This is a genomic window from Cognatiyoonia koreensis (assembly GCF_900109295.1).
In the GTDB taxonomy this organism is placed as follows: domain Bacteria; phylum Pseudomonadota; class Alphaproteobacteria; order Rhodobacterales; family Rhodobacteraceae; genus Cognatiyoonia; species Cognatiyoonia koreensis.
In genome coordinates, this window is sequence record NZ_FOIZ01000002.1 from 693,248 (window position 1) to 713,860 (window position 20,613).

The window sequence follows — 20,613 nt, forward strand, 5'->3', positions numbered from 1 at the left end:
GGACGGACAGCAAAGACCGTCTACGATGGAAATCTCTCTGAGTCAACAAACACTAGAACGGCTTCACAACGACTGAGATCACAATCAAGAACATCAGCACGGTCGGAACCTCGTTCATCAGCCGATAGGTTCTCCCGGTTCGCGTGTTCTGACCTGACGCGAACTCTTTCCGTCTGGCACCCAGCCATCCATGCATCCCTGTCATCGCCACCACACCGACGATTTTCACCCAACCCCAGACCGACGAAAAATCAAGCATACCAAGTCCGATCAGGACCAGACCAAAAAACCAAGTGCTGATCATCGCAGGATTCATGATAAGCTTGAGCAGTTTCCGTTCCATCGTCTGAAACGTCAGATCAAGCTCTGACCCGACTTCAGCCTTCTCGGCGTGATAAACAAACAGTCTCGGGAGGTAAAACATCCCAGCCATCCAGGCGATCACCGACATCACATGAAACGCCTTGATCCATTCATAGTATTCAGCGAGCCATGTCATATTGATCTTCCTACGGTTGGAACCCCTTAATTAAATATAAAGATATAGAAAGGAAGTAGTTGTTTTAGGGATCACCGAATCTGGGGATAAGAATTCTATCCTCGAAGTTATCCACAACCATTGTGAGGTAAATCAGGAATTTTTCCCACCTTCATGATTGTAAAAGTATATATTTTTCATATACTTAGATTGTTTGATCAGTATCTAAATTTCTGCGTTCTGACATTGACTCATCTGCCATACCAGAATCATTCACATATCAGATTCGTCCTTATGCACCGTGGACTATCGTTCTGACGGTGTGTCGAAACAGTCAACTTATCCCTCCCCTTGACCATGTCCTGTCTTTTGCCACATGTCAGACACATGCAGATACCGACCTTGTCCATGCAGTTGTCCACATGACAGAATCTCTCATTCTTGCCTCCAGCTCGACAATCCGCGCCGAATTGTTGCGCAATGCGGGGGTCCCTTTCGACGTTTTGGTTCCAAAGGTCGACGAAGATCAAATGCGCGAGTCGTTGGTTGCAGAAGGGGCAACACCCCGCGACATCGCGGATACGCTTGCCGAAGTCAAAGCCCAGCGCATTTCCGCGAAAAATCCAGGCTCATTGGTCCTGGGTTGCGATCAGGTGCTCGCTCTCAAGTCACAGATACTTTCCAAGCCTGCAGATGTTGATGAGGCGCGAGATCAACTCAGCATGCTACGCGGCCAGACGCATCAGCTCTTGTCAGCGGCGGTCCTCTACGAAGATGGTAAACCAGTCTGGCGGCATGTCGGCGTTGCACGGATGCATATGCGCGACGCAAGTGATGCTTATATCAAGGACTACATCACCCGAAATTGGGAAGACATCCGCCACTGCGTCGGCTGCTACCAACTCGAAGCCGAAGGCGCACGTCTGTTCTCCCGCGTTGATGGAGATTTTTTCGCCGTCTTGGGCCTCCCCCTTCTTGAACTCTTGTCATATCTGACTCTTCGCGGGACATTGCCTGGATGACCCAACCTTTCCCTCTTGCTGGCGTTATCGGAAATCCGATTGGCCAATCAAAGTCGCCACGCCTCCATCGTCATTGGCTCACTCGGTATGGAATCCGGGGCGATTACGTCCCGATGCAAGTCGAAGAAGCTGACCTGGAAACTGTCCTTCGCACGCTGCCGAAAATGGGTTTTGTGGGTGCGAACGTCACTTTGCCGCACAAGGTTTCGGTTTTGTCGATCGCAGATCGAGTCACGGATCGTGCCATTCTGATCGGTGCTGCGAATACGCTGATTTTTCGTGAAGACGGGACGATCCATGCCGACAACACAGACGGTTACGGTTTCATATCGAATCTGAAGCAGGGTGCGCCCGATTGGGATCCGAAAGCAGGTCCGACTGCGGTATTCGGCGCGGGCGGCGCTGCAAGAGCGATCATCGTCGCGCTTGCGCAGGAAGGCGTTGATGAAATCCTGCTCTCGAACCGCACGCGTCCCAAGGCAGAGGCTCTTCGCGCCGAATTTGGACCGCGCATTCAGGTTGTCGACTGGGTCCAGGCCGGCAATATGCTTGAAGAGGCTACAACCGTGGTGAACACGACATCATTGGGCATGGCAGGCCAGCCCGAATTGCGCGTTCCATTGGATGGGCTCCGGTCCGATGCCGTGGTGACAGATATTGTATATGCGCCGCTGCGTACGCAATTACTGCAATCCGCTGCAGAAAAAGGGTGTATCACCGTAGATGGACTAGGCATGTTGCTTCATCAGGGCGTCCCTGGATTTGAAAGATGGTTCGGCCACCGTCCAGTTGTGGATGATGAATTGCGCAAGGCTGTATTGGGATGACGTTCGCGTTGGGTCTGACCGGATCTATCGGCATGGGCAAAACAACGACGGCTCGCATGTTTGCCGACGAAGGAATCCCTGTTTGGGACGCAGACGAAACCGTGCATCGCCTGTATGCTGCGGGTGGAGCAGCGGTCACACCAGTCGCGAAGCTCATTCCGGCAGCGATTCAGGACGGTGCGGTTTCGCGGTCCAAGCTGAAAGAAGCAATCGCATCTGATCCAGACATTCTGCGCAAACTTGAAGAGATCGTGCATCCGCTTGTGAAGGCAGATCGTGAAGCCTTTCGCGCGGAACAGTCCGGCCTTATTCTTTTTGACATTCCACTTCTGTTTGAAACAAGAGCAGACGTCTGGCTCGACGCTGTTCTTGTTGTGACTTCGCCACAAGATGTTCAGCGTCAGCGCGTTCTTGATCGCCCAGGCATGACGGAGGACCAGTTCGAGCTGATCCTGTCGCGCCAGATGCCCGATAGCGAAAAACGTGTGCGCGCTGATTATATCATCGAAACCATCTCGCTGGATCAAACACGCAAAGAGGTCCAAAATGTAATCGCGGATATACGGGGAAAACTGCCAGATGCGTGAAATCGTACTTGATACCGAAACCACCGGCTTTGAACCGTCAGAAGGTGACCGTATTGTTGAAATCGGCGCAGTTGAACTGATTGGACACGTGCCGACCGGGCGCACCTATCATCAATATATTAACCCTCAACGCGCCATGCCCGCAGATGCGTTTGCGGTTCACGGCCTCGGTGACGATTTCCTCGCGAACAAACCGGTCTTCAAAGACATCGCACAAGCATTCGTCGACTTCATTGGTAACGACAAACTCGTTATCCACAACGCGGCGTTCGACATGAAGTTTCTGAATGCTGAACTTGGGTGGCTCGACCGGCAGCTTTTACCAATGGATCAAGCTATCGACACGCTTGCGATTGCGCGCCGCCGGTTTCCCGGATCACCCGCATCGCTTGATGCGCTTTGCCGTCGTTTCAATATTGATAATTCGTCAAGAACACTGCACGGGGCCTTGCTCGACAGCGAGATTTTGGCGGAAGTCTATCTGGAGCTGATCGGTGGCCGACAACCGGACTTCGCTTTATCGGGTCAGACGCAATCCAAAGATTCAGCGAACCTCAATGACAACTGGCGTCCGCAGCCGCGCCCGAATCCGCTTGCGGCAAGGGTCACAGCCGAAGAAGCCGCCGCCCATACTGCGTTTGTCGAAACGCTGGGCGACGGCTCTGTCTGGAAAAAGCTCGGCTAGTTGACTGGCTGCTTCTTGTCTTTCTCTGCTTCCGCACGGCGAGCAAGCTCGGAGCGATAAAGTTGCAGAAAATCAATTGTTTCAAGGTTCAAAGGCGGGAACCCACCGTCGCGAGTAACGTCACTGACGATACGGCGCAGGAACGGAAATGTAATTCTGGGGCACTCGATCAATAGGTACGGGTGCATTTGTTCTTCCGGGATGCCTTCAACGTGGAAAATCCCCGCGTAGTCAATTTCCAACAAGAAAAGCGGGTCGCCTTTCTCCTTGGTCTTGCTGGTGATGTTCAACTTCGTGATCACCTCATACTGGTTTTCGGCACCACGCTTGCGTGCATCAAGGTTCACCTGGACGGAAATTTCAGGCTGTGCGTCGCCAGAAACGCCCTTCTGGGCAAGGATGTTCTCGAAAGACAAATCGCGGACGTATTGCGCCATGACGCGGCTGGTGACTTTTGGTGCGGCTGCTGCGTCAGCCGTGCCTGTTTCGGGGATATCGGACATATGGAATAATTCCTGAGTAATGGGGTCGCGCATGCTTATCAGGCGCCGCAGAGAGGCTCAACCTCAGTGCTTGGTCCAACCGGACGGACCCTTGGGGGCATCATGCGTCGTACGGATCTCTTCGAATTCACCGTCAATAACCCGGTCCCGATCATGTGGGTGGCGCGCACGGCCCGTTCCCATCTCGAATGTCTGAATGTTGGCCCGCTTTTTCGCCCACTGAAACACAGCCGCTCTCACTGGCGGTACGAGAAGCGCAAAACCCACAAAGTCTGTAAAAAACCCGGGCGTCAGCAACAATGCGCCCGAGAACAGGATCATGGCACCATTCGCAAGCGGCTCACTCGGGTCACGCATATCTGAAAAAGACGACCGCAGGTTCTGCATTTCCCGGGCCCCCTGGCTTCTGACAAGGGCGGAGCCGATGATCGCGGTCACGACAACGATCAGCAGTGTTGGCCAAAGTCCAAGCCATCCACCAACCTGAATGAACAGGGCAATCTCGATCAACGGGACGGCGATGAACGCAATAAGGAGCCACATCGGCTATTCCTTTCTCAACAAAGCGTGGGCCAAGGTGGACTCGGCCCCTTACGTGACCTACATAAGGTCGGTCATGAGCCGTTTCCATGCCACCCCCGAAAAGAGGTCCAAATGAACTCTCCCATTTTGCAGCTGCTGGTACTTGCCGCGATTGCAGTATTTCTGATTTTGCGTTTGCGCGGCGTTCTTGGGACGCGGGAAGGCTTTGAAAAGCCGCCAGTCAAGCAAAGCAGCCGTCGTGCATCGACCGGTCGTGCGGATTTCGAGGTCATCGATGGTGGCCCGGACCGCGATATCGTGGATCATGTGCCCGAAGGCAGCGACTCAGCTATCCATCTTGCTGCAATGAAGCGGATTGATCCGTCGTTCAACGTGGGCGAATTCCTGTCCGGTGCCCGCGGGGCCTACGAAATGATTCTGATGGCCTTCGAACGTGGCGATCTTGCTTCGATCAAGTCGTTCTTGTCCGATGACGTCTATGAAGCCTTCGAAACCGTGGTTGCAGAACGTCAGGCAAAGGGCCTGACGATCGAAGCAACATTCGTCGGCTTGGGTGATCTCGCCCTGACTCGCGCAGAATTCGACGAAGACACGGGCGAGGCTGAACTGACCGTGCGCTTCAAAGGTGAGCTGACCTATCAGGTCCGCGATGCTGGCGGCGATGTCATCGAGGGGAATGCCAACGAAATCAAGCGACAAAAAGACGTTTGGACCTTCGCCCGCACCATGGGTACCGATGATCCAAACTGGATTCTTGTCGCAACGGGCGAATGATTCAAGAAAGCGCCGGGCCTCTGTGTCTGGCGCTTTTGCTTTCGGGGCCTGTTATGGCGGAAACGACATATACGTTGCTTGACTACGCTGATCTGAATGGTTGGGCCCAAGACGATCATGACGCAGCACTCTCGGTTTTTGCCCAGACTTGCGGCGATATCCCAAGGTACGAATTCGAAAGGCTCTGCGCCTTCGCGAAAGACGCTCCGCCAGCGAGGGATTTCTTCGAGACATTCTTTCAGCCGGTCTTGATCGAAGACGGCGACCCAATGCTTTTCACTGGATACTACGAACCGGAAATTTCAGGCTCGCTCGCACCGACCGATGAATTCCGCTTTCCTCTTTACCGCGTCCCGCCTGATCTTGTCGAAGGTCAGACTTACCTGTCACGCCGCGAAATTGACGAGTCAGACGCGCTGAAGGACAAAGCCCTTGAAATTGCTTGGCTGTCCGACCCGGTCGACCTCTTCTTTCTGCAAGTGCAGGGATCGGGGCGGATCAAACTTCCCGACGGCGGCGTCATACGCGTCGGTTATGGCGGAAAGAACGGACGTGATTACTCATCGCTGGGTCAGACTCTTGTATCCCGCGGTGTCTATCAGCCGCATCAGGTCTCGGCAGAAGTGATCCGCAACTGGGTGCGCGATAACCCTGATGAAGGGCAAGAATTGCTCTGGACCAACGAAAGCTATGTCTTTTTTCGAGAAGTGAGCGAAGTACCAGCTGAACTGGGCCCGCTGGGTGCCATGAATCGCTCGATTACGGCGATGCGCTCGATTGCGGTCGATCCCAGCATCACACTCTTGGGCGCACCCGTTTGGATCGAAAAAGAAGGTGAGTCACCGCTGAACAGATTAATGATCGCGCAAGATACAGGCTCGGCGATCAAAGGTGCCCAGCGCGCGGACATCTTTTACGGGACGGGTACCAAAGCTGGGCTGGAGGCAGGCCAAATCAAGGATGGCGGACGAATGGTTGTTCTGATGCCCGTCGACTACGCCTTGGCCAAAACGGAACAAGGCTTCGAATGAAAAAGCCCCGTCATCTCTCTCCCGTCGAGAGGGCGTTATGGGACAAGGTTGCGGAAAGAACCGCGCCTCTGCATCCAATGCGACCTCCGACGCAACCAAATCCGATCCAGAAGCCCAAAGAAGCGCTCGGGCCCCAGAAAATCCGCTCTTTCACTGTTGGTGAAAAAGCGGTTCGCGAGAACGTCAAACCCCGACCGACGAGTACGGCTTTGCAGCTTCGCACTGCGCCTGTCCAGATGGACAACAAGTCTTTCGGCAAGATGAAAAAAGGCAAGTTGAAGCCTGAACGGCGCATCGATCTTCACGGAATGACGCTGGCCCAAGCCCATCCAGAGCTTATTTCCTTCATCTTGGGATCACATGCTGCAGGAAAACGGCTTGTGCTTGTAATCACTGGCAAGGGCAGGGCGCGTCACGATACTGGTCCGATGCCTGCGATGCGGGGTCTACTACGCACGCAGGTGCCGCAGTGGTTGTCCTTGCCGCCACTGACTTCGGTCGTTTTGCAAGTAACGCCAGCCCATATCCGTCATGGCGGGGAAGGGGCCTATTATATCTATCTACGCCGCAGGAACTAACGCGCGTTTCCAAACAGCTTGCGGATAAAGCAAGAGCAGACCTGCGCTAGCGAAAATCAATGCATAGCCCAGCATTTGAATTTCAAACCCAATGCCGAAATCGATCAGAATGCCGCTTAAGCCCGGCCCGACGGCTGACCCGAGCACCATCAGTGCAGCGACAGCGGCCTTGATCGCTCCAAGATGCCGTGTGCCGTAGAATTCCGCCCAACACGCATTCAGCAATGTTGACTGCCCGCCGCCGGCAAGCCCCATCAGGATGACAGCGATGGCTGTGGTAAAAAGCGAACCAGACCACCAATGCAGAACAAACGCGGCGACATAAGGGATCAGGTAGATCGGCAAAAGCCGCACAGCACCGACCCGATCGATTGCCCAGCCAAAAACGATTGTAGAAACGGCAAGGGTGAGCGTGCCAAGCGGAAAGACCGCAACCAATGCCAGATGATCCCAACCTTTGATCTCGGCGAAATGAACCTGATGAAACCAGAAGGCTGTACCGAAACCGGAAAAAGACATGACCGCAGGCGCCATCGCCCAGAAGATGGGATTGCGAAGCGCTTCCATACGAGTCCAATGCCTGCCGCCCATTCCTTCGGATTGTTCAATTTCGGCTTCCGCCTGCGGTGTTCGTTCCAGTTTCAGCAAACGGAACAGAACCAATGTTGATCCAACGCAAATTATCCCAAAGACCACCCAAAGCGTGCGCCATTCGATCATGGATTTCAGCCAGACCATCGTCAGGGGCAGCGATGCCTCTCCGAACATGAAACCAAGCCCGGCAACGGCAAGCGCTTTGCCGCGCGTCGCGATGAACCAGCGCGCCATTGCGACAACCGCGACATGGCTAGTCATGCCTTGACCGGTAAAGCGAAGCGCAAAAATTACAAACGGCAAAAGGCCCGCAGCCGTGTTCCACGCCATCAATACGCAGGAAAAGCCAAGCAAAAGCACGACTGTAATGCCCAATGTCCGTACGCGGAAGCGGTCTGCAAGCACGCCGGCAAATACCATCACAGCGGCAGAGGCAGACGTGCCGACCATATAGACCAGCCCCCATTCACCGTTGGTCAGACCGAATTCTTCTCTGATTTCTCCGCCAAAGATCGAGATAAAGAACGTCTGTCCGAAACTTGACAGAAACGACAGCAACACGCCGACCGCAAGGAAGGGCGCGTTGCTTCGGATAAAGGCGATGTATCCCGTTTGCGCTGTCATGCCGCCCTTGATGGAGGGCTTTTGCCAACTGGAAAAGCCCTAAAGCACGTAACGGCTGATGTCCGTGCTGCGCGAAAGCTCGCCAAGGTGTTCTTCGACAAATGCCGCATCGACTTCGATCTTGTCGCCCGCTCGATCGGGCGCATTAAACGAAAGATCTTCGAACACCCGTTCAATGACAGTGTAGAGGCGCCGCGCACCAATATTCTCGATGCTTTCGTTTACTTCGGCCGCGATCTTGGCAAGGGCCGCGATACCGTCTTCAGCGAAAGTCACTGTTACGTCTTCGGTTTTCATCAATGCCGAATATTGCAGCGTCAGCGCGTTATCCGTTTCGGTCAAAATGCGAACGAAGTCCTCTTCCGTCAGGGCCCGCAATTCCACGCGGATCGGCAGACGACCCTGCAGTTCGGGAAGCAGATCGGAGGGTTTAGCGACGTGGAAAGCGCCTGACGCGATAAAGAGAATATGATCGGTCTTGATAGGCCCGTATTTGGTCGACACGGTCGTACCTTCAATCAGTGGCAGCAAATCGCGCTGCACTCCCTCACGAGAAACATCAGCACCACGTGCATCCGCACGGGCGCAGACTTTGTCGATCTCGTCAAGAAAAACGATGCCATTCTGCTCGACGGATTCCAGCGCAGCCTTCGTCACGGTTTCATCGTCTAGCAGTTTGTCGGCTTCATCCGCCAAAAGCGCTTCATAGCTTTCTGCAACAGTCATGCGCTTCTTGATCTTGCGACCGCCCATCGCTTTGCCGAATAGGTCGCCAAGATTCATCATGCCACCCATCCCACCAGCGGGTTGACCCGGAATCTCAAAGCCGCCCAGCGGATTGGCATTATCAGTCAGTTCGAGCTCGATGATCGTGTCGTCAAGGTCGCCCGCACTTAACTTCTTGCGAAACATCTCGCGCGTGCTGTCGCGCGCGTCGGTTCCGGCAACCGCCGTGATCACACGATCTTCGGCAGCTTGCAGCGCCTTTGCCCTGACATCCTCGCGCATGTATTCGCGCGTTTCGTTGATCGCAGCTTCGATCAGATCGCGGATAATCTGTTCAACGTCGCGCCCCACATAGCCCACCTCGGTAAATTTTGTCGCTTCGACCTTGATGAACGGCGCACGGGCCAGCTTCGCCAGACGGCGCGAGATCTCGGTCTTGCCGACACCGGTCGGCCCGATCATCAGAATGTTCTTAGGATACACCTCATCACGCAGGTCATCACCAAGCTGCTTGCGCCGCCAGCGATTACGCAGTGCGACTGCAACGGCCCGTTTTGCGTCTTTCTGGCCGATGATGAACCGGTCAAGTTCCGAAACAATTTCGCGCGGGGTCAGGTCTGTCATGTTTTCACTACTCGATTTGAAGGGGGAAGCCGGTGCAACGGCAGAAAGGGAAGGGCAGACAGTATCACAGCCCGGATTCTTTCCCAGAACGCACCAAGAAGAAGCAGTACAATGCCAAGTATCAGGATCGTGGCGGCAGCGCCTTCGCCGTCAAGTACGGTCATGGAGAGCGCAACGATATAACCGATCGCTGCAATCAGGAAGGAGCGACGATCAATGACGATCGCGATCAGTGCAAATATCGTCAGGATAAAAAGCAATAGCGGATTGGCCAACGCACTTTCAGACTCCAGAAGCGTCAGGGCCAGCGTATTGACCAGCGCCGGTGCGGCAACGACATGAAGCCAGAACCCGTTGGCCGCGCGGCGTGTCACACGATGCGGATCGCTCATATCGAAAATCAATGCGACCGCAAAAACGCCGAAACCAAGCAACAGCGTGATCAACGCAAAAGGCCCGTCAGCGGAAAGCAAAAACAGATCAGTCGGGCTCTGGGGGGTGCCGCTGGACGTCGCCGCCATAAGGATCGCGACGATGAAAAGCCCGACCGCTATCATGGCCAGCGCAAACGGCACGCGAAAGCGGAACCAGAACAGGAAAAGCGCGAACGTTCCGATAGCAAAGGGCAAAGGCAAGCTACTGTAGTCTTCCTGCGCAACCATGAACGGCTGGGCGAAATACGCTGTCAGGCTAAATGCTGCGTTCATCGCAAAAAGAACCGACAATGCAATGGCAGGGGCGACCATGCGGCGGCGATGGATAAAATACTCGGATAACAACCAAAGCACGGCGATGCCGATCAGACCAAATCCAATGGCGAACTGCTGCGGGTTTGTGATCTGCTGCGAATACCATATAGCGCTCACGCTTGACCAACCAGTTGCAAGAATGACCAGACCAATAACGATAAAAATCTCGTTGAACCCTTTGAACAACTCGAACGGTTCATCGCCCGGCAAGAGGTTTTCGCGCGCGCCGCGTCTGCTGTCGGCCAAACTCGTCAAGGATGCAGCCTGGGCCTCTGTCAGGATACCGGCGCTGATCCCAGCTTTCAGATCATCGCGTTCAATCATGGTTCACAAGCGCGTGGGTAGCGTATCTTTGGTTGCTAAGCGACGCTAGCGTCGACCCATCGCTAATTTGGAGAGACCCATGAACCGCCGCCATTTTCTGATCACTGGCCTTGCCGTCACCGCCGCACCAGCCTTTGCGGGTGGACATGGGCGCCTTGGCAATTTTCGCGGGCTGAGCAACCACGTCACAACCGGCACTGCCGAACTTGCGTCTGACGGTGTCCAGCTTCTTGATGATTTCACCTTTGACGGTGCGCCCGACCCCAAGGTCGCGCTGGGCAAGGACGGCACTTACGATCCGTCGACGTTGATGGGCCCGCTGCAAAGCAACACCGGCGCGTCCAAATATGCGCTGCCCGCAGGCATCAATCCCGACGACTACAACGAAGTCTGGATTTGGTGTGAACGCTTCAACGTCCCACTGGGTGTCGCGTCTGTTAGCTGATCGTTTCAACTGTCAGTTTACCATTCGTATAAACACAGATGTCCGCTGCAATCGCCATCGCGCGGCGGGCAATCTCTTCGGCCTTCAGGTCGCTGTCCATTAGAGCGCGGCCAGCAGCCAGTGCAAAATTACCGCCAGATCCGATCGCGGTGATATCGTGTTCGGGTTCCAATACATCGCCCGCGCCAGTGATGACAAAGAGATCTTTGCCGTCGCTGACGATCAACATCGCTTCCAGTTTTTGCAGATACTTGTCCGTGCGCCAGTCTTTGGCGAGTTCAACAGAGGCGCGGGCAAGCTGACCGGGCGTCGCCTCCAGCTTTTTTTCAAGGCGTTCAAGCAGCGTGAAGGCATCAGCAGTTGATCCGGCGAAGCCACAGACGACATCATTCCCACCAGGGGACAGGCGTCGCACCTTTTTTGCGGTGCCCTTCATGACGGTTTGCCCGACACTGACCTGTCCGTCGCCGGCGATTACGACCTCACCACCTTTGCGTACACCGATGATCGTGGTGCCGTGCCAGCCTGGAAACTCTTCTTTTGCCATATCTGCTGTCCTTCTGCTTAGGGTCTATATGGCGGCGCTGGACTGGATGAACAAGGTGGACACAAAAAAGGGCACCGCCGTCGGGTGCCCTTGATCTTCAAATGCAGTTCTGACGTTAAATGGATTCTTCGATCCATCCCTGCAGCGCCGCTTTGGGGGCCGCACCGGTCTTGTTCGAAATTACCTCACCGCCTTTGAACATGAACAACGCCGGAATGCCGCGCACGCCCATTTGAGCAGGGGAATTCGGGTTCTCGTCAACGTTCACTTTGACGATCTTCACTTTGCCTTCCATCTCGGTGGACAGTTCTTCCAAGGCTGGGCCGATCTGTTTGCATGGGCCACACCATTCGGCCCAGAAATCCACCACAACGGGGATATCGGACTGGCGCACTTCGGCGTCGAATGTTGCATCTGTGACTGCGACTGTAGCCATTGCGGCTCTCCTCAAATCGGTTTGTTCAGACCAGGAAACTATGACCGCCGGGCAGGGGCGTCAAGCCACGCTCACACGGGCGAGAGCGTCTGAAACAAGTGGTGCGGGTAAGCGCATCAATGTGCCGGTCTGGGTCCAAAGAATTGCAGTTTCAATTTTGTGGTTCGGATAGATTTCAGCAAGTGCGGCGGCATAAGCCCCCATTTGCCGCAACAGACCCTCGGGTGTTTCTTCGGGCGTCGGCGGCACAAGCCGGTTCGTCTTGAAATCAACGGCAAGTATCCGATCGTCATGAATCTGCAATAGGTCGATCGCACCATGTATCCGCTTACCACCCAATGCTGGCAGGCTCGCCGTAATCCCGATTTCCGACAGCGTCTCCGGTCCGAACAGAAACGTCAGTTCATCCTTCACAAGCAGATTGATCACGTCCCGGACAAGTTCTTCGGCATCAGGCGCAAAATCAGGACTAGCCGTAATCAGTTGCAAGCCCAATGACCCTCTCTCGTCTACTGGCACTTGTGGAAGATGCTCCAGCAGAAGGTGAACCAGTCGACCCCGTTCTAGCGCAACGTCCCGATCTTCTCCTGCTGGATCGCCAGCCATGATCTTGTCGCCACCAAGGTCAGAGGGTGAGAGAGTCTTTTGCGGTCTGATTTCCGGCAGCGCTGTAAAAATGGGGGCGGAAGGTTTCAACGTTTCGGTTTTGTCGGTTGCCAACAATTCTCCGGCCGACCAATCACCATGGGTCACGCGCCTGATCTGTATGTCACCCGATTGTGCATCAATTGCGCCTGATGTTTCGATTCCGGCTTCGGCAATTCTGTACCAGCTTTCAGTCTGTTCACCCACGTCACCCGCAGCCGCAACGATCAGCCATTTCTCGGCGCGGGTCATCGCGACGTAAAGCAAGCGCATCCTCTCACGCATTTCTCGCGCCCTGATATCATCGCGCATGGCGTTGACGGAATCAGATGATTGCGGTTTGGTCGGTGGCCATATCAGGTGATCGCCAAGATCGAAAATTTCTGACTGATTGCGCGGCTCCCGCTTTGCAGTGTCAGGCAGTATAACGATCGGCGCTTCCAGACCCTTGGCACCGTGCACAGTCATCACGCGAATCCGGTTGCCCTGATTGTCCATCTGCCGTTTGATCTCAAGGTCATCAGTCTGCATCCACGTCAGAAAGCCGGTTAGGCTCGGCACGCCGTTGCTTTCATAGGCAAGGGCCTGAGACAGCAAGGCATCAATCCCGTCTTCGGCTTCGGCACCAAGACGGGCCAACAATTTTTTGCGACCTTCATGCACAGTCAAAATGCGTTCAATCAAATCGTAGGGCCGTAGAAAATCTGACTTCCCGCGCAGATCATTGAGAATCCGAAATGTGTTTGGATGCGCATCGCTGTTGCGCAATGTTGCCCAAAGATAACCCTTCTCTGGTCGATAGTGGGCCAGCGTGAAAAGGTCTTGTTCCGACCAACCAAAAAGGGGTGACCGCAAAGCCGTAGCCAACGACAGATCGTCTTCCGGCAGCGCAAGAAAGCTCAGCAACGCGGCAAGGTCTTTGACAGCCATCTCCGCTCCGACGCGCAACCTGTCCGCGCCAGCAATGCTGAGGTCCGCCGCTTTGCAAGCGCGAATAATCTCAGAGAACAGGTCTGACCGCCGCTGCACAAGGATCAGGACGTCGCCTTCGGTGACAAGGCGGCGCGCTGCCGGCTTCCCGTCCTTCGCGTCAACGGGAAGGGTTTCTTCCTGGGTCATCCGCTTGATTTCCGCGGCAATCTGGTTCGCCAGTATGACAGTGTGATGCTGTTCGCTTTTCTTGTCGACTGGATCGTACCAAACCCTGTCATCCTCCGCTGCCGGGTTATTTTCAATAACTGGCCAAAGATCGACACGCCCGGGCATATCTTCATTAAAGGCGCTGTGCTGCACCTCGCCGCCCAGCCCTTCAATGGTCTCACCATCCAGTGCCGCATCGACAACGCGTAGGACAGCTTGGGACGACCGGAAAGAATGCTGCAACGTCAGATTATGAAGCTGATCATTTGCTTCTTTCAGCTTGGTTTCGAAATGGCGCTGCATGCGATCGAACTCATCCGGATCCGCACCCTGAAACGAATAGATCGACTGTTTCTTATCCCCGACGACAAAGATCGTGCGCCGTTGGTTTGCTCTGGCACCTTCACCGCTGACAAATTCCTGCGTCAAATGCTTGATGACGGCCCATTGGTCCGGCGAAGTGTCCTGCGCCTCATCTACCAACACATGATCGATCCCCCCATCAAGGCGGAACAACACCCACTGTGCAACATGCGGATCTGTCAGCAGTGCGCGGGCCTTTCGGATCTGATCGTCGAAATCCAGCAAGCCCATTTCAAGCTTGCGCGCCTCATAGGCCGGAACAAAAACGCGCCCGAACGCGTATAGCGCTTTCGTTCTTTCCAGCGCGATCAAAGCAAGCCGATCCTGTCGTGATGCCGCGACGGTCTCCATGATGAAGTTCAGCTCAGAAAAAAGATCGGAATTCTTTGCGCGCGTGGGTTTTGTCGGGAAACTGTCGATCTTTGGGGAAAAATCTCCACTGATCTTGCTCGATTTGAAAAGAAGGACATCCTCCAAGGTTTCAAGATCAGCTGGTTTGGGGTTTTCCAGATCAATCGTTGCAAGCTTTTCCGCTGCTTTCACGTCATTTGAAGAACCGTCGCGGCAAAGTGTGACAACCTCGCGAAGTACAGCGATTTCGGCAGGGCCAAAAATATTGGCCATCAAGTCTGCGGTCTCCACAGAACTCGCTAACCCGAGCATTTTGCGTAGCTCCGCCTCATCGAAGCCTTGCGCAAAATGATCACGATGCCTCGCAACCTCTGCGACCAATTTATCAAGCTCGGCACCGGTGTGATACATCATCAGGTCACGCACGACATCTGCATGCGGACCGGTCACCATTGCATCTAGAACGTCAGAGCGTAAAAGCTCCGCTGTCCGGTCTTCCATTTCCTTGAACTGGGGGCTGATCCCGGCCTCGAGCGGGAAGCGGCGCAGGATACTGGCGCAGAAAGAGTGGATTGTTTGAATTTTTAGACCGCCCGGCGTTTCGATTGCCCGCGCGAACAGCGTGCGTGCCTCTTGCAAATTGGGGGTACCATCGACGCCAAGCTCTTTCAGATCTGCGAACAAAGCGTCATCAGCGCGCATTGCCCATTCACCCAAAAGTTTGAAAAGGCGGTTCTGCATCTCTGCCGCTGCAGCTTTGGTATAGGTCAGACACAGGATGTTCTGAGGTTCGACTCCGCTCAGCAAAAGACGCGCCACTCGATCTGTCAGCACACGGGTCTTGCCAGACCCGGCATTCGCTGACAGCCATGTCGTATGGTTCGGCTCAGCCGCATTGACCTGATTTTGTGTGGCTTCGTTGCGGATCATTTCAGAACCTCAGGCGCGATATCATCTGCCATCGACCACTCTCCAAAGCGCGATAGATGATCGTATTGGCTTGACTGCTTGTTGCTGAAATGCGCAAGCCGCGCCGTATAACCGGTGCCCGGATCCTGCCAGTTCCGCAAAAGTTCCAGAAATTCGGACCATACCTGATCGGCGGGGCTTTTCTCCAACGGAGCTGGTTTGATCCGCATACTGGAGTTGACCTCAATGAAGGCAGCAGAAGCGACCTTGGCCGGGCCAAGGTCATCGAATGCACCCCGTTCGACCATCGCAGCTTCAAGCAGCAGTTGCTTGTCGAATTTCTCTTGCTGAGGGGCTGATGGCATTTCACCCGTCTTGTAGTCGTAGATGATGATATCGCCATTCTGGTCGCGATCCATGCGGTCCGCCTTTGCGATCAGACGAAATGCCGGATTGAGTATGTCGACCGCGCCATCGGCCTCGATCAGGACGAGCGAGCCAATACTCTGCCGCGCAGCCTCATCGGAAAGAAACCGTGGCGCGATACGCGTAAGCCGGGTGAGCCATTGCATCCTGACGGTTGGCCATGGGCACCGCTCTTGCAGGACCCTTTCTGTTATCGTCAGAAATGCGCGCAGTGCAGCAGGATCTGTGGCATCAGGTCGGCTTGCAATGAACAACTCAAGAATCTTGTGGAAGACTTCACCGCGCAAAGACGGATCAGCCGTGACCTTCAGTGGATCGAGCTGTTTCAAACGCAATATCTTTTCCGCATAGATCGCAAAAGGATCGCGTATCAGCGTTTTGATGCGAGTGACGGACAGCTCTTTTGGTCGGGCGGCGACAGGCGGTTGTGGCGATGGGCGTTTGGCCTTTGGCGTCACTTGCTCCGGCACCTGAAGGGCAGCCGCTTTCGCAATCCACATTGCACCATCATCGCGCATCCGCTCAAGCAGCTCCGGCCCTCCCTGTTCTGGCAAACCAGAAAGCAGGTTCGTCAGGCGGTTCAGCCAACGCGAAGGCACAGTTTCGGAATCTGCGGAACGCAGCGCACGGGTAATCCACACTTCTTTCGCGCAGACAGCTTGTTGGTAATCATGCGCCGACAATCCAATGCGCCGCTCTGGTAACAGCAGGCCGACTGCCTGCCGCATCTGCCGGTTCAACCACGGATCAGGTGCGGGGCTTTCGGGCCAGACACCGTCGTTCAGCCCACCCAGAATCACAAGATCAGCGCCCTGAACACGCGCCTCTAAAGTACCCCAGATCAAGATGTTGGGATGACCAAGGTCACGGTCCCGGACGACACCCTGCGCCAGGACGGCATTGAACAGATGGACATAATCAAAAGTCGACAGAACGCCACCAGCGTCTGAATCTGTTTGCAGCATTGTGCAGACGCGCTGGGCTTCACGACCGGCTGTCTGCTCCCATAGCGCGCCAGCGTCATCGCCGTCCGGCCCACGTGCAAGCCATTCGGTGCAATGGATGTGAAACGCCAACAGATCAGCCAACAGCGCTTCATCCGCCGCGGCAAGGTCGTTGATCACATCGCCCAGCCAGTTGGCCCAAGCCAGCCGTCCGGGGTCATTTTCGCTGGTCCGCTCAGCCCAATCAACCAGTGCTGTCTTGTCAAGGATCGGGGGACCATATCGACGTAAACGTAGCTCCAACTCGCGTGTCCGCAGCAGGTGCTGGTTGCGATCCCCGCCACCAGTATTGCAAAGCGGATGCTTGAGGACGATCAGCACCTTTTCAGCTGTTTGTTCCGTACCGATCAGATCCCCGACATGCCGCAGCAATCGGCCCGGTGCCGATTGCGCCAATGGCACACCGGCACTGTCATCCGGCGTGATATCCCAACGGTCCAGCGCAGCGGCCACCTGTCGGGTCAGCATTCTGTCCGGCGTGATCAGGGCCGCAGTTACCCCGTCTTCGGCCGCTTGACGCAGTCGCAAGGCAATGGTTTCTGCTTCAATTCGGGGGGACGGAGCCTCGACCAGCACCATATCGCGGGTTGCCTCTGCAAGATCGTCAAGCTTGGGGCCTTCGCGCATCCAGTCGTTGGTGACAGGTGCCGGACGCAGGGACAGTGAAACAAGCTTGTTGCGGGCGTTGGAATATATCGGATCCTCCGTCCAATTAACGACGTCCTTTGGTGTCAAAGATAGATTTTCCAGAAGTGTCTTGAACCGGTACTGCGGGTGATCTTCACCACTTCCTTGCTTTCCAAGACTATCCCACGCGCTTTCCGGCATGATGCTGTCAAATCCTGGCAGAACAAGCGCACCTTGCGGCAGCCGCGCCACCGCCTGCATCAATAGTCCCGTTGCGCCGCGCGAACCTGTCGATCCAGCGACAATAATCGGATGGGTCGGGGGAGATATGCGCCAGCTTTCCACCAGCTGTTCAATCACGAGCCGCTGTCGCGCTTCCTTGTCAGGGGCGACGGCAATGGCGCTAAAGAACGGACCAAGAATATTGAGAAACTTCAAGGCGCGCTGCCAGTGACCAGACTGGTCTGACACGTCCAGATTCTGCAGAGTTTCGGGATTGACGCCTTCGCCCTGCATTTCGTCCATCAACGTCGCAAGACTGTCCGCCAGATCATATAGTGCCGCGCGCGGTGCCAGATCGGGCTCCTTATCCAGAAGCGCAGAAATCACACCGATCAACTCCAACCGGCGACGCAATGACGACACAGGCAAAGGAATGCCGGATGCCTGCGCATCAAACGCCAGATCGGTAACAAGGCGCACGCGGGGCAAAAGACGGGCCAGACCGTCATCGAAAATGCTGCGGATGCGCCTTTGCATCCGGGCGGTGTTCACGAAAATCTCTGTGCGGGCGATATCAACGACCGACATATTTCGGAACCGGGCATGAAGTCCGGCGACAAGCTCGTTCCCGAAATCCGCACCGGGTGGCAGGCCAAAGACCCGCGGCTGATCTGTCGATTCAAACATCTGCAGATTGCGCCAGCAGCCTGGTGGCAAGCGGAATACTCTCGGGCCGCCCCACGTCGCACCACTCACCGTCGTAGATGCAGCCAAACACACTTTGCCGTTGGATGAGCTTGTCCCAGATGACATTCATTGAAAAACAGCTGTCGGCCACTTCGTCCAGAATTGCGGGCCTGATAATCTGGAGTCCGGAATAGATCATCTTCGTGCCGCGCGTAAGGCGGCCAGTGTCGCACAGTTCGAAATCGCCCTTCCCGATGTGCCCGTGTGTCTTGGCCATCGGCAAAAGAAGAAGCAATGCGTCCATTTCTGGGTCCCAGGCATTCAGGATTTCCACAATCGGGTTCCGACCCGACCAGACCGCATCCGTATTCATCGTGATGATAGGCCCGCCCCCCAAAAGCGGCAACGCATGCCGCAGCCCGCCACCTGTTTCACGCAACATGTCTGTTTCGTCCGAGATGATGACGGTGCTGTCACGCAAATGATCGCGGATCATCTCCGCCTTGTAATGGACGTTGACGACCCGGCGCTTGATCGCGGAAATATGCGTGAGGTCCAGCGTCCGATCAAGCAATGTGCGCCCCGCAACGTCGACCAACGGCTTCGGGCAATCAGCGACCAGCGGCCCCATGCGCGTGCCAAGACCGGCGGCAAACAACAGGATAGAGGTTGGGGCGGTCATTCTGTCCAGGCCATGATTATCGGGTCCGTTGGTTCTGGTAAGCGGTCGCGCAACACCGCGTTCAGTCGATGAAGTGCGGGATGCTGAAGGTCCTGCATGACATGGGACCAGACGCGCGGCAACATCTGCACATAACGGCGCTTACCCTGCATTCGGATAAGGCGCGCGAACACCCCCAGAATGCGAAGATTGCGCTGTACTGACAGGCAGGCAACTGCTGCGGAAACGGTGCCCTCATCCTGTTGCGTATATTTCGCAAAATACGCAATCACCTCTTTCACTGTATCTTCGCTGACATCGCGCCGTGCATCCCGCAATAACGAAGCAAGATCATACCCGTCCGGTGCCAAAAACGCGTCCTGAAAGTCCAATAATCCCACACGCTGAAGTCCTCTGTATTCGGGTCGCCAGATCAGGTTTTCAGCATGATAGTCACGCAACGCCAAGATGTTTGGAGGGCCGCACAGATCGCGCAGATGCGCAGCCATTTCCTTGGCCATTTCATCTGCCAAAGCGGGATCATTGACATAGAACTCGCAAGTGATGCGGGTCATTTCGCCGCCGACATCCGGATTCATTGTCACCGAAGGCGGTGCATCCAATTCGCGAAGCCTAATGAGCACATCAGTGGCGGCTTCATAGAGCCCCGGTTCCTGCGATGGATCTTTTTGCAATGCACGGGCAAAGTCAGTTCGACCAAGATCCTCGAGAACCAGAAAGCCGTTTTCCAAGTTAGATTTGTAGATTTTCGGTGCAGCGAGACCGGCGCTTTCAAGGTAGTTGGCGATATGGCAGAACGGCTCGATATCCTCGCCCGTTTCCGGAGGTGCGTCCATCACCATGACCGCCTGTGTGTCATGTGTCAGTCGCAGATAACGTCTGGAAGAAGCATCCGCCGCGATAGGGGCCTGATCCCAGTCCTCCCAGACTGTTCCCCCAAGGAATATGCGCAGCAGTTCATGGCGATCAGGCATGAAGCGCATTCATACGTGTCGCCCATTCAGCATTCCCGCGAATTGTTACACGGTGGCCAGTGTCGGTCGCTTCAAACGCCAGGTTCAAGGCATTTGCAGGTGCGAGGGAACCAAGTCGATCCGGCCATTCGATCAAGCATATCGCGTCGGAAAAGGCCTCTTCCAACCCCAGTTCCAGCACATCATCAGGGTGCGAGAGCCGATAAAGATCACAATGCCAGATATCCCCGTCCGGATGCGGATAGGTCTGCACAAGCGTGAATGTCGGTGAAGGAATATCTTCGCGCGTGTGCGTACGGGCACGGATCAAGGCGCGACAGAAAAACGATTTTCCAGCACCGACGGGTCCGGACAACAACAACACGTCACCCACCTGCAACAGCGGGGCAAGCCCGCCAGCAAGGTTGCGGGTCGCGTCTTCGGTGGGCAAATCAAGGCAAAATGGATCGGACAGCATGGCGCAAGATTATGGACTTGGCGACAAGC

21 protein-coding genes are annotated in these 20,613 nt (G+C 55.3%); 8 read left to right on the plus strand and 13 right to left on the minus strand.

Going from position 1 to position 20,613, the window contains the following annotated elements; translation table 11 throughout:
* Nucleotides 1-52 precede the first annotated feature (52 nt).
* A complete protein-coding gene (hemJ, locus tag BMY44_RS15000) occupies nt 53-499 on the minus strand; it encodes a protoporphyrinogen oxidase HemJ (protein WP_089996571.1) in 447 nt (148 codons plus the stop codon).
* A gap of 401 nt (nt 500-900) precedes the next feature.
* Here hemJ and BMY44_RS15005 point away from each other — a divergent pair, with 401 nt between their 5' ends.
* From BMY44_RS15005 to dnaQ, 4 genes are read left to right on the plus strand one after another with little or no spacing between them, the layout of a single operon-like run.
* Entirely contained in the window at nt 901-1,500 is a 600-nt protein-coding gene (locus BMY44_RS15005; protein ID WP_089996573.1) for a Maf family protein, read from the plus strand.
* Nucleotides 1,497-2,327, plus strand: coding sequence for a shikimate dehydrogenase (locus BMY44_RS15010; RefSeq protein WP_089996574.1), 831 nt, complete (start codon nt 1,497-1,499; stop codon nt 2,325-2,327). Before BMY44_RS15005 ends, BMY44_RS15010 begins: the two co-directional genes overlap by 4 nt.
* Nucleotides 2,324-2,914 (plus strand): dephospho-CoA kinase, encoded by a 591-nt coding sequence (gene coaE / locus BMY44_RS15015; protein WP_089996578.1) that lies wholly within the window; start codon nt 2,324-2,326, stop codon nt 2,912-2,914. The genes BMY44_RS15010 and coaE overlap by 4 nt, the downstream gene beginning before the upstream one ends.
* Nucleotides 2,907-3,599, plus strand: coding sequence for a DNA polymerase III subunit epsilon (dnaQ, locus tag BMY44_RS15020; RefSeq protein WP_089996581.1), 693 nt, complete (start codon nt 2,907-2,909; stop codon nt 3,597-3,599). Before coaE ends, dnaQ begins: the two co-directional genes overlap by 8 nt.
* On the opposite strand, the gene secB is transcribed toward dnaQ, so the two are convergent.
* Both secB and BMY44_RS15030 read right to left on the minus strand, forming a co-directional pair.
* Nucleotides 3,596-4,102: a protein-export chaperone SecB gene (gene secB, locus BMY44_RS15025; RefSeq protein ID WP_089996584.1), complete on the minus strand. Its 507-nt coding sequence runs from the start codon at nt 4,100-4,102 to the stop codon at nt 3,596-3,598. The two genes, dnaQ and secB, sit on opposite strands and share 4 nt — an antisense overlap.
* A gap of 63 nt (nt 4,103-4,165) precedes the next feature.
* A complete protein-coding gene (locus BMY44_RS15030) occupies nt 4,166-4,645 on the minus strand; it encodes an FxsA family protein (RefSeq protein WP_089996586.1) in 480 nt (159 codons plus the stop codon).
* A gap of 111 nt (nt 4,646-4,756) precedes the next feature.
* Between BMY44_RS15030 and BMY44_RS15035 the strand changes: the two genes are divergently transcribed.
* From BMY44_RS15035 to BMY44_RS18500, 3 genes are all read left to right on the plus strand, one after another.
* Nucleotides 4,757-5,419 carry a Tim44/TimA family putative adaptor protein gene (locus BMY44_RS15035; RefSeq protein ID WP_089996589.1) on the plus strand — a complete coding sequence of 221 codons (663 nt, stop codon included), beginning with the start codon at nt 4,757-4,759 and terminating at the stop codon, nt 5,417-5,419.
* 53 nt (nt 5,420-5,472) lie between these two features.
* Nucleotides 5,473-6,450: a murein transglycosylase A gene (gene mltA / locus BMY44_RS15040; RefSeq protein WP_089997195.1), complete on the plus strand. Its 978-nt coding sequence runs from the start codon at nt 5,473-5,475 to the stop codon at nt 6,448-6,450.
* Nucleotides 6,451-6,686: 236 nt separating this feature from the next.
* Nucleotides 6,687-7,028 carry a Smr/MutS family protein gene (locus BMY44_RS18500; RefSeq protein ID WP_341349663.1) on the plus strand — a complete coding sequence of 114 codons (342 nt, stop codon included), beginning with the start codon at nt 6,687-6,689 and terminating at the stop codon, nt 7,026-7,028.
* On the opposite strand, the gene BMY44_RS15050 is transcribed toward BMY44_RS18500, so the two are convergent.
* The 3 genes from BMY44_RS15050 to BMY44_RS15060 are packed head-to-tail and all read right to left on the minus strand — an operon-like array spanning nt 7,011 to nt 10,669.
* Nucleotides 7,011-8,246, minus strand: coding sequence for an MFS transporter (locus BMY44_RS15050; protein WP_089996594.1), 1,236 nt, complete (start codon nt 8,244-8,246; stop codon nt 7,011-7,013). The two genes, BMY44_RS18500 and BMY44_RS15050, sit on opposite strands and share 18 nt — an antisense overlap.
* 39 nt (nt 8,247-8,285) lie before the next feature.
* Complete coding sequence (gene hslU, locus BMY44_RS15055; protein WP_089996597.1) at nt 8,286-9,596, minus strand: ATP-dependent protease ATPase subunit HslU; 1,311 nt, start codon at nt 9,594-9,596, stop codon at nt 8,286-8,288.
* Nucleotides 9,593-10,669 carry a hypothetical protein gene (locus BMY44_RS15060; RefSeq protein WP_089996599.1) on the minus strand — a complete coding sequence of 359 codons (1,077 nt, stop codon included), beginning with the start codon at nt 10,667-10,669 and terminating at the stop codon, nt 9,593-9,595. Before BMY44_RS15060 ends, hslU begins: the two co-directional genes overlap by 4 nt.
* A 79-nt stretch (nt 10,670-10,748) precedes the next feature.
* On the opposite strand from BMY44_RS15060, the gene BMY44_RS15065 reads away from it, so the two are divergent.
* The gene (locus tag BMY44_RS15065) at nt 10,749-11,114 is read left to right on the plus strand and encodes a DM13 domain-containing protein (RefSeq protein ID WP_089996602.1); all 366 of its coding nucleotides are present in this window, start codon (nt 10,749-10,751) and stop codon (nt 11,112-11,114) included.
* Here BMY44_RS15065 and hslV read toward each other — a convergent pair.
* The 7 genes from hslV to tsaE all read right to left on the minus strand — a co-directional run bounded on the left by hslV (nt 11,107) and on the right by tsaE (nt 20,584).
* Complete coding sequence (hslV, locus tag BMY44_RS15070; protein ID WP_089996604.1) at nt 11,107-11,661, minus strand: ATP-dependent protease subunit HslV; 555 nt, start codon at nt 11,659-11,661, stop codon at nt 11,107-11,109. The genes BMY44_RS15065 and hslV overlap by 8 nt on opposite strands.
* 115 nt (nt 11,662-11,776) lie before the next feature.
* Entirely contained in the window at nt 11,777-12,097 is a 321-nt protein-coding gene (trxA, locus tag BMY44_RS15075) for a thioredoxin (RefSeq protein WP_089996607.1), read from the minus strand.
* A 60-nt stretch (nt 12,098-12,157) separates the two neighbouring features.
* Nucleotides 12,158-15,526 carry a double-strand break repair helicase AddA gene (gene addA, locus BMY44_RS15080; protein WP_089996609.1) on the minus strand — a complete coding sequence of 1,123 codons (3,369 nt, stop codon included), beginning with the start codon at nt 15,524-15,526 and terminating at the stop codon, nt 12,158-12,160.
* A complete protein-coding gene (gene addB, locus BMY44_RS15085) occupies nt 15,523-18,471 on the minus strand; it encodes a double-strand break repair protein AddB (protein ID WP_089996613.1) in 2,949 nt (982 codons plus the stop codon). The genes addA and addB overlap by 4 nt, the downstream gene beginning before the upstream one ends.
* Nucleotides 18,464-19,153: a nucleotidyltransferase family protein gene (locus BMY44_RS15090; protein WP_089996616.1), complete on the minus strand. Its 690-nt coding sequence runs from the start codon at nt 19,151-19,153 to the stop codon at nt 18,464-18,466. Before BMY44_RS15090 ends, addB begins: the two co-directional genes overlap by 8 nt.
* Entirely contained in the window at nt 19,150-20,127 is a 978-nt protein-coding gene (locus BMY44_RS15095; RefSeq protein WP_089997196.1) for an aminoglycoside phosphotransferase family protein, read from the minus strand. The genes BMY44_RS15090 and BMY44_RS15095 overlap by 4 nt, the downstream gene beginning before the upstream one ends.
* Entirely contained in the window at nt 20,120-20,584 is a 465-nt protein-coding gene (gene tsaE / locus BMY44_RS15100) for a tRNA (adenosine(37)-N6)-threonylcarbamoyltransferase complex ATPase subunit type 1 TsaE (RefSeq protein ID WP_089996618.1), read from the minus strand. The genes BMY44_RS15095 and tsaE overlap by 8 nt, the downstream gene beginning before the upstream one ends.
* Nucleotides 20,585-20,613 lie beyond the last annotated feature (29 nt).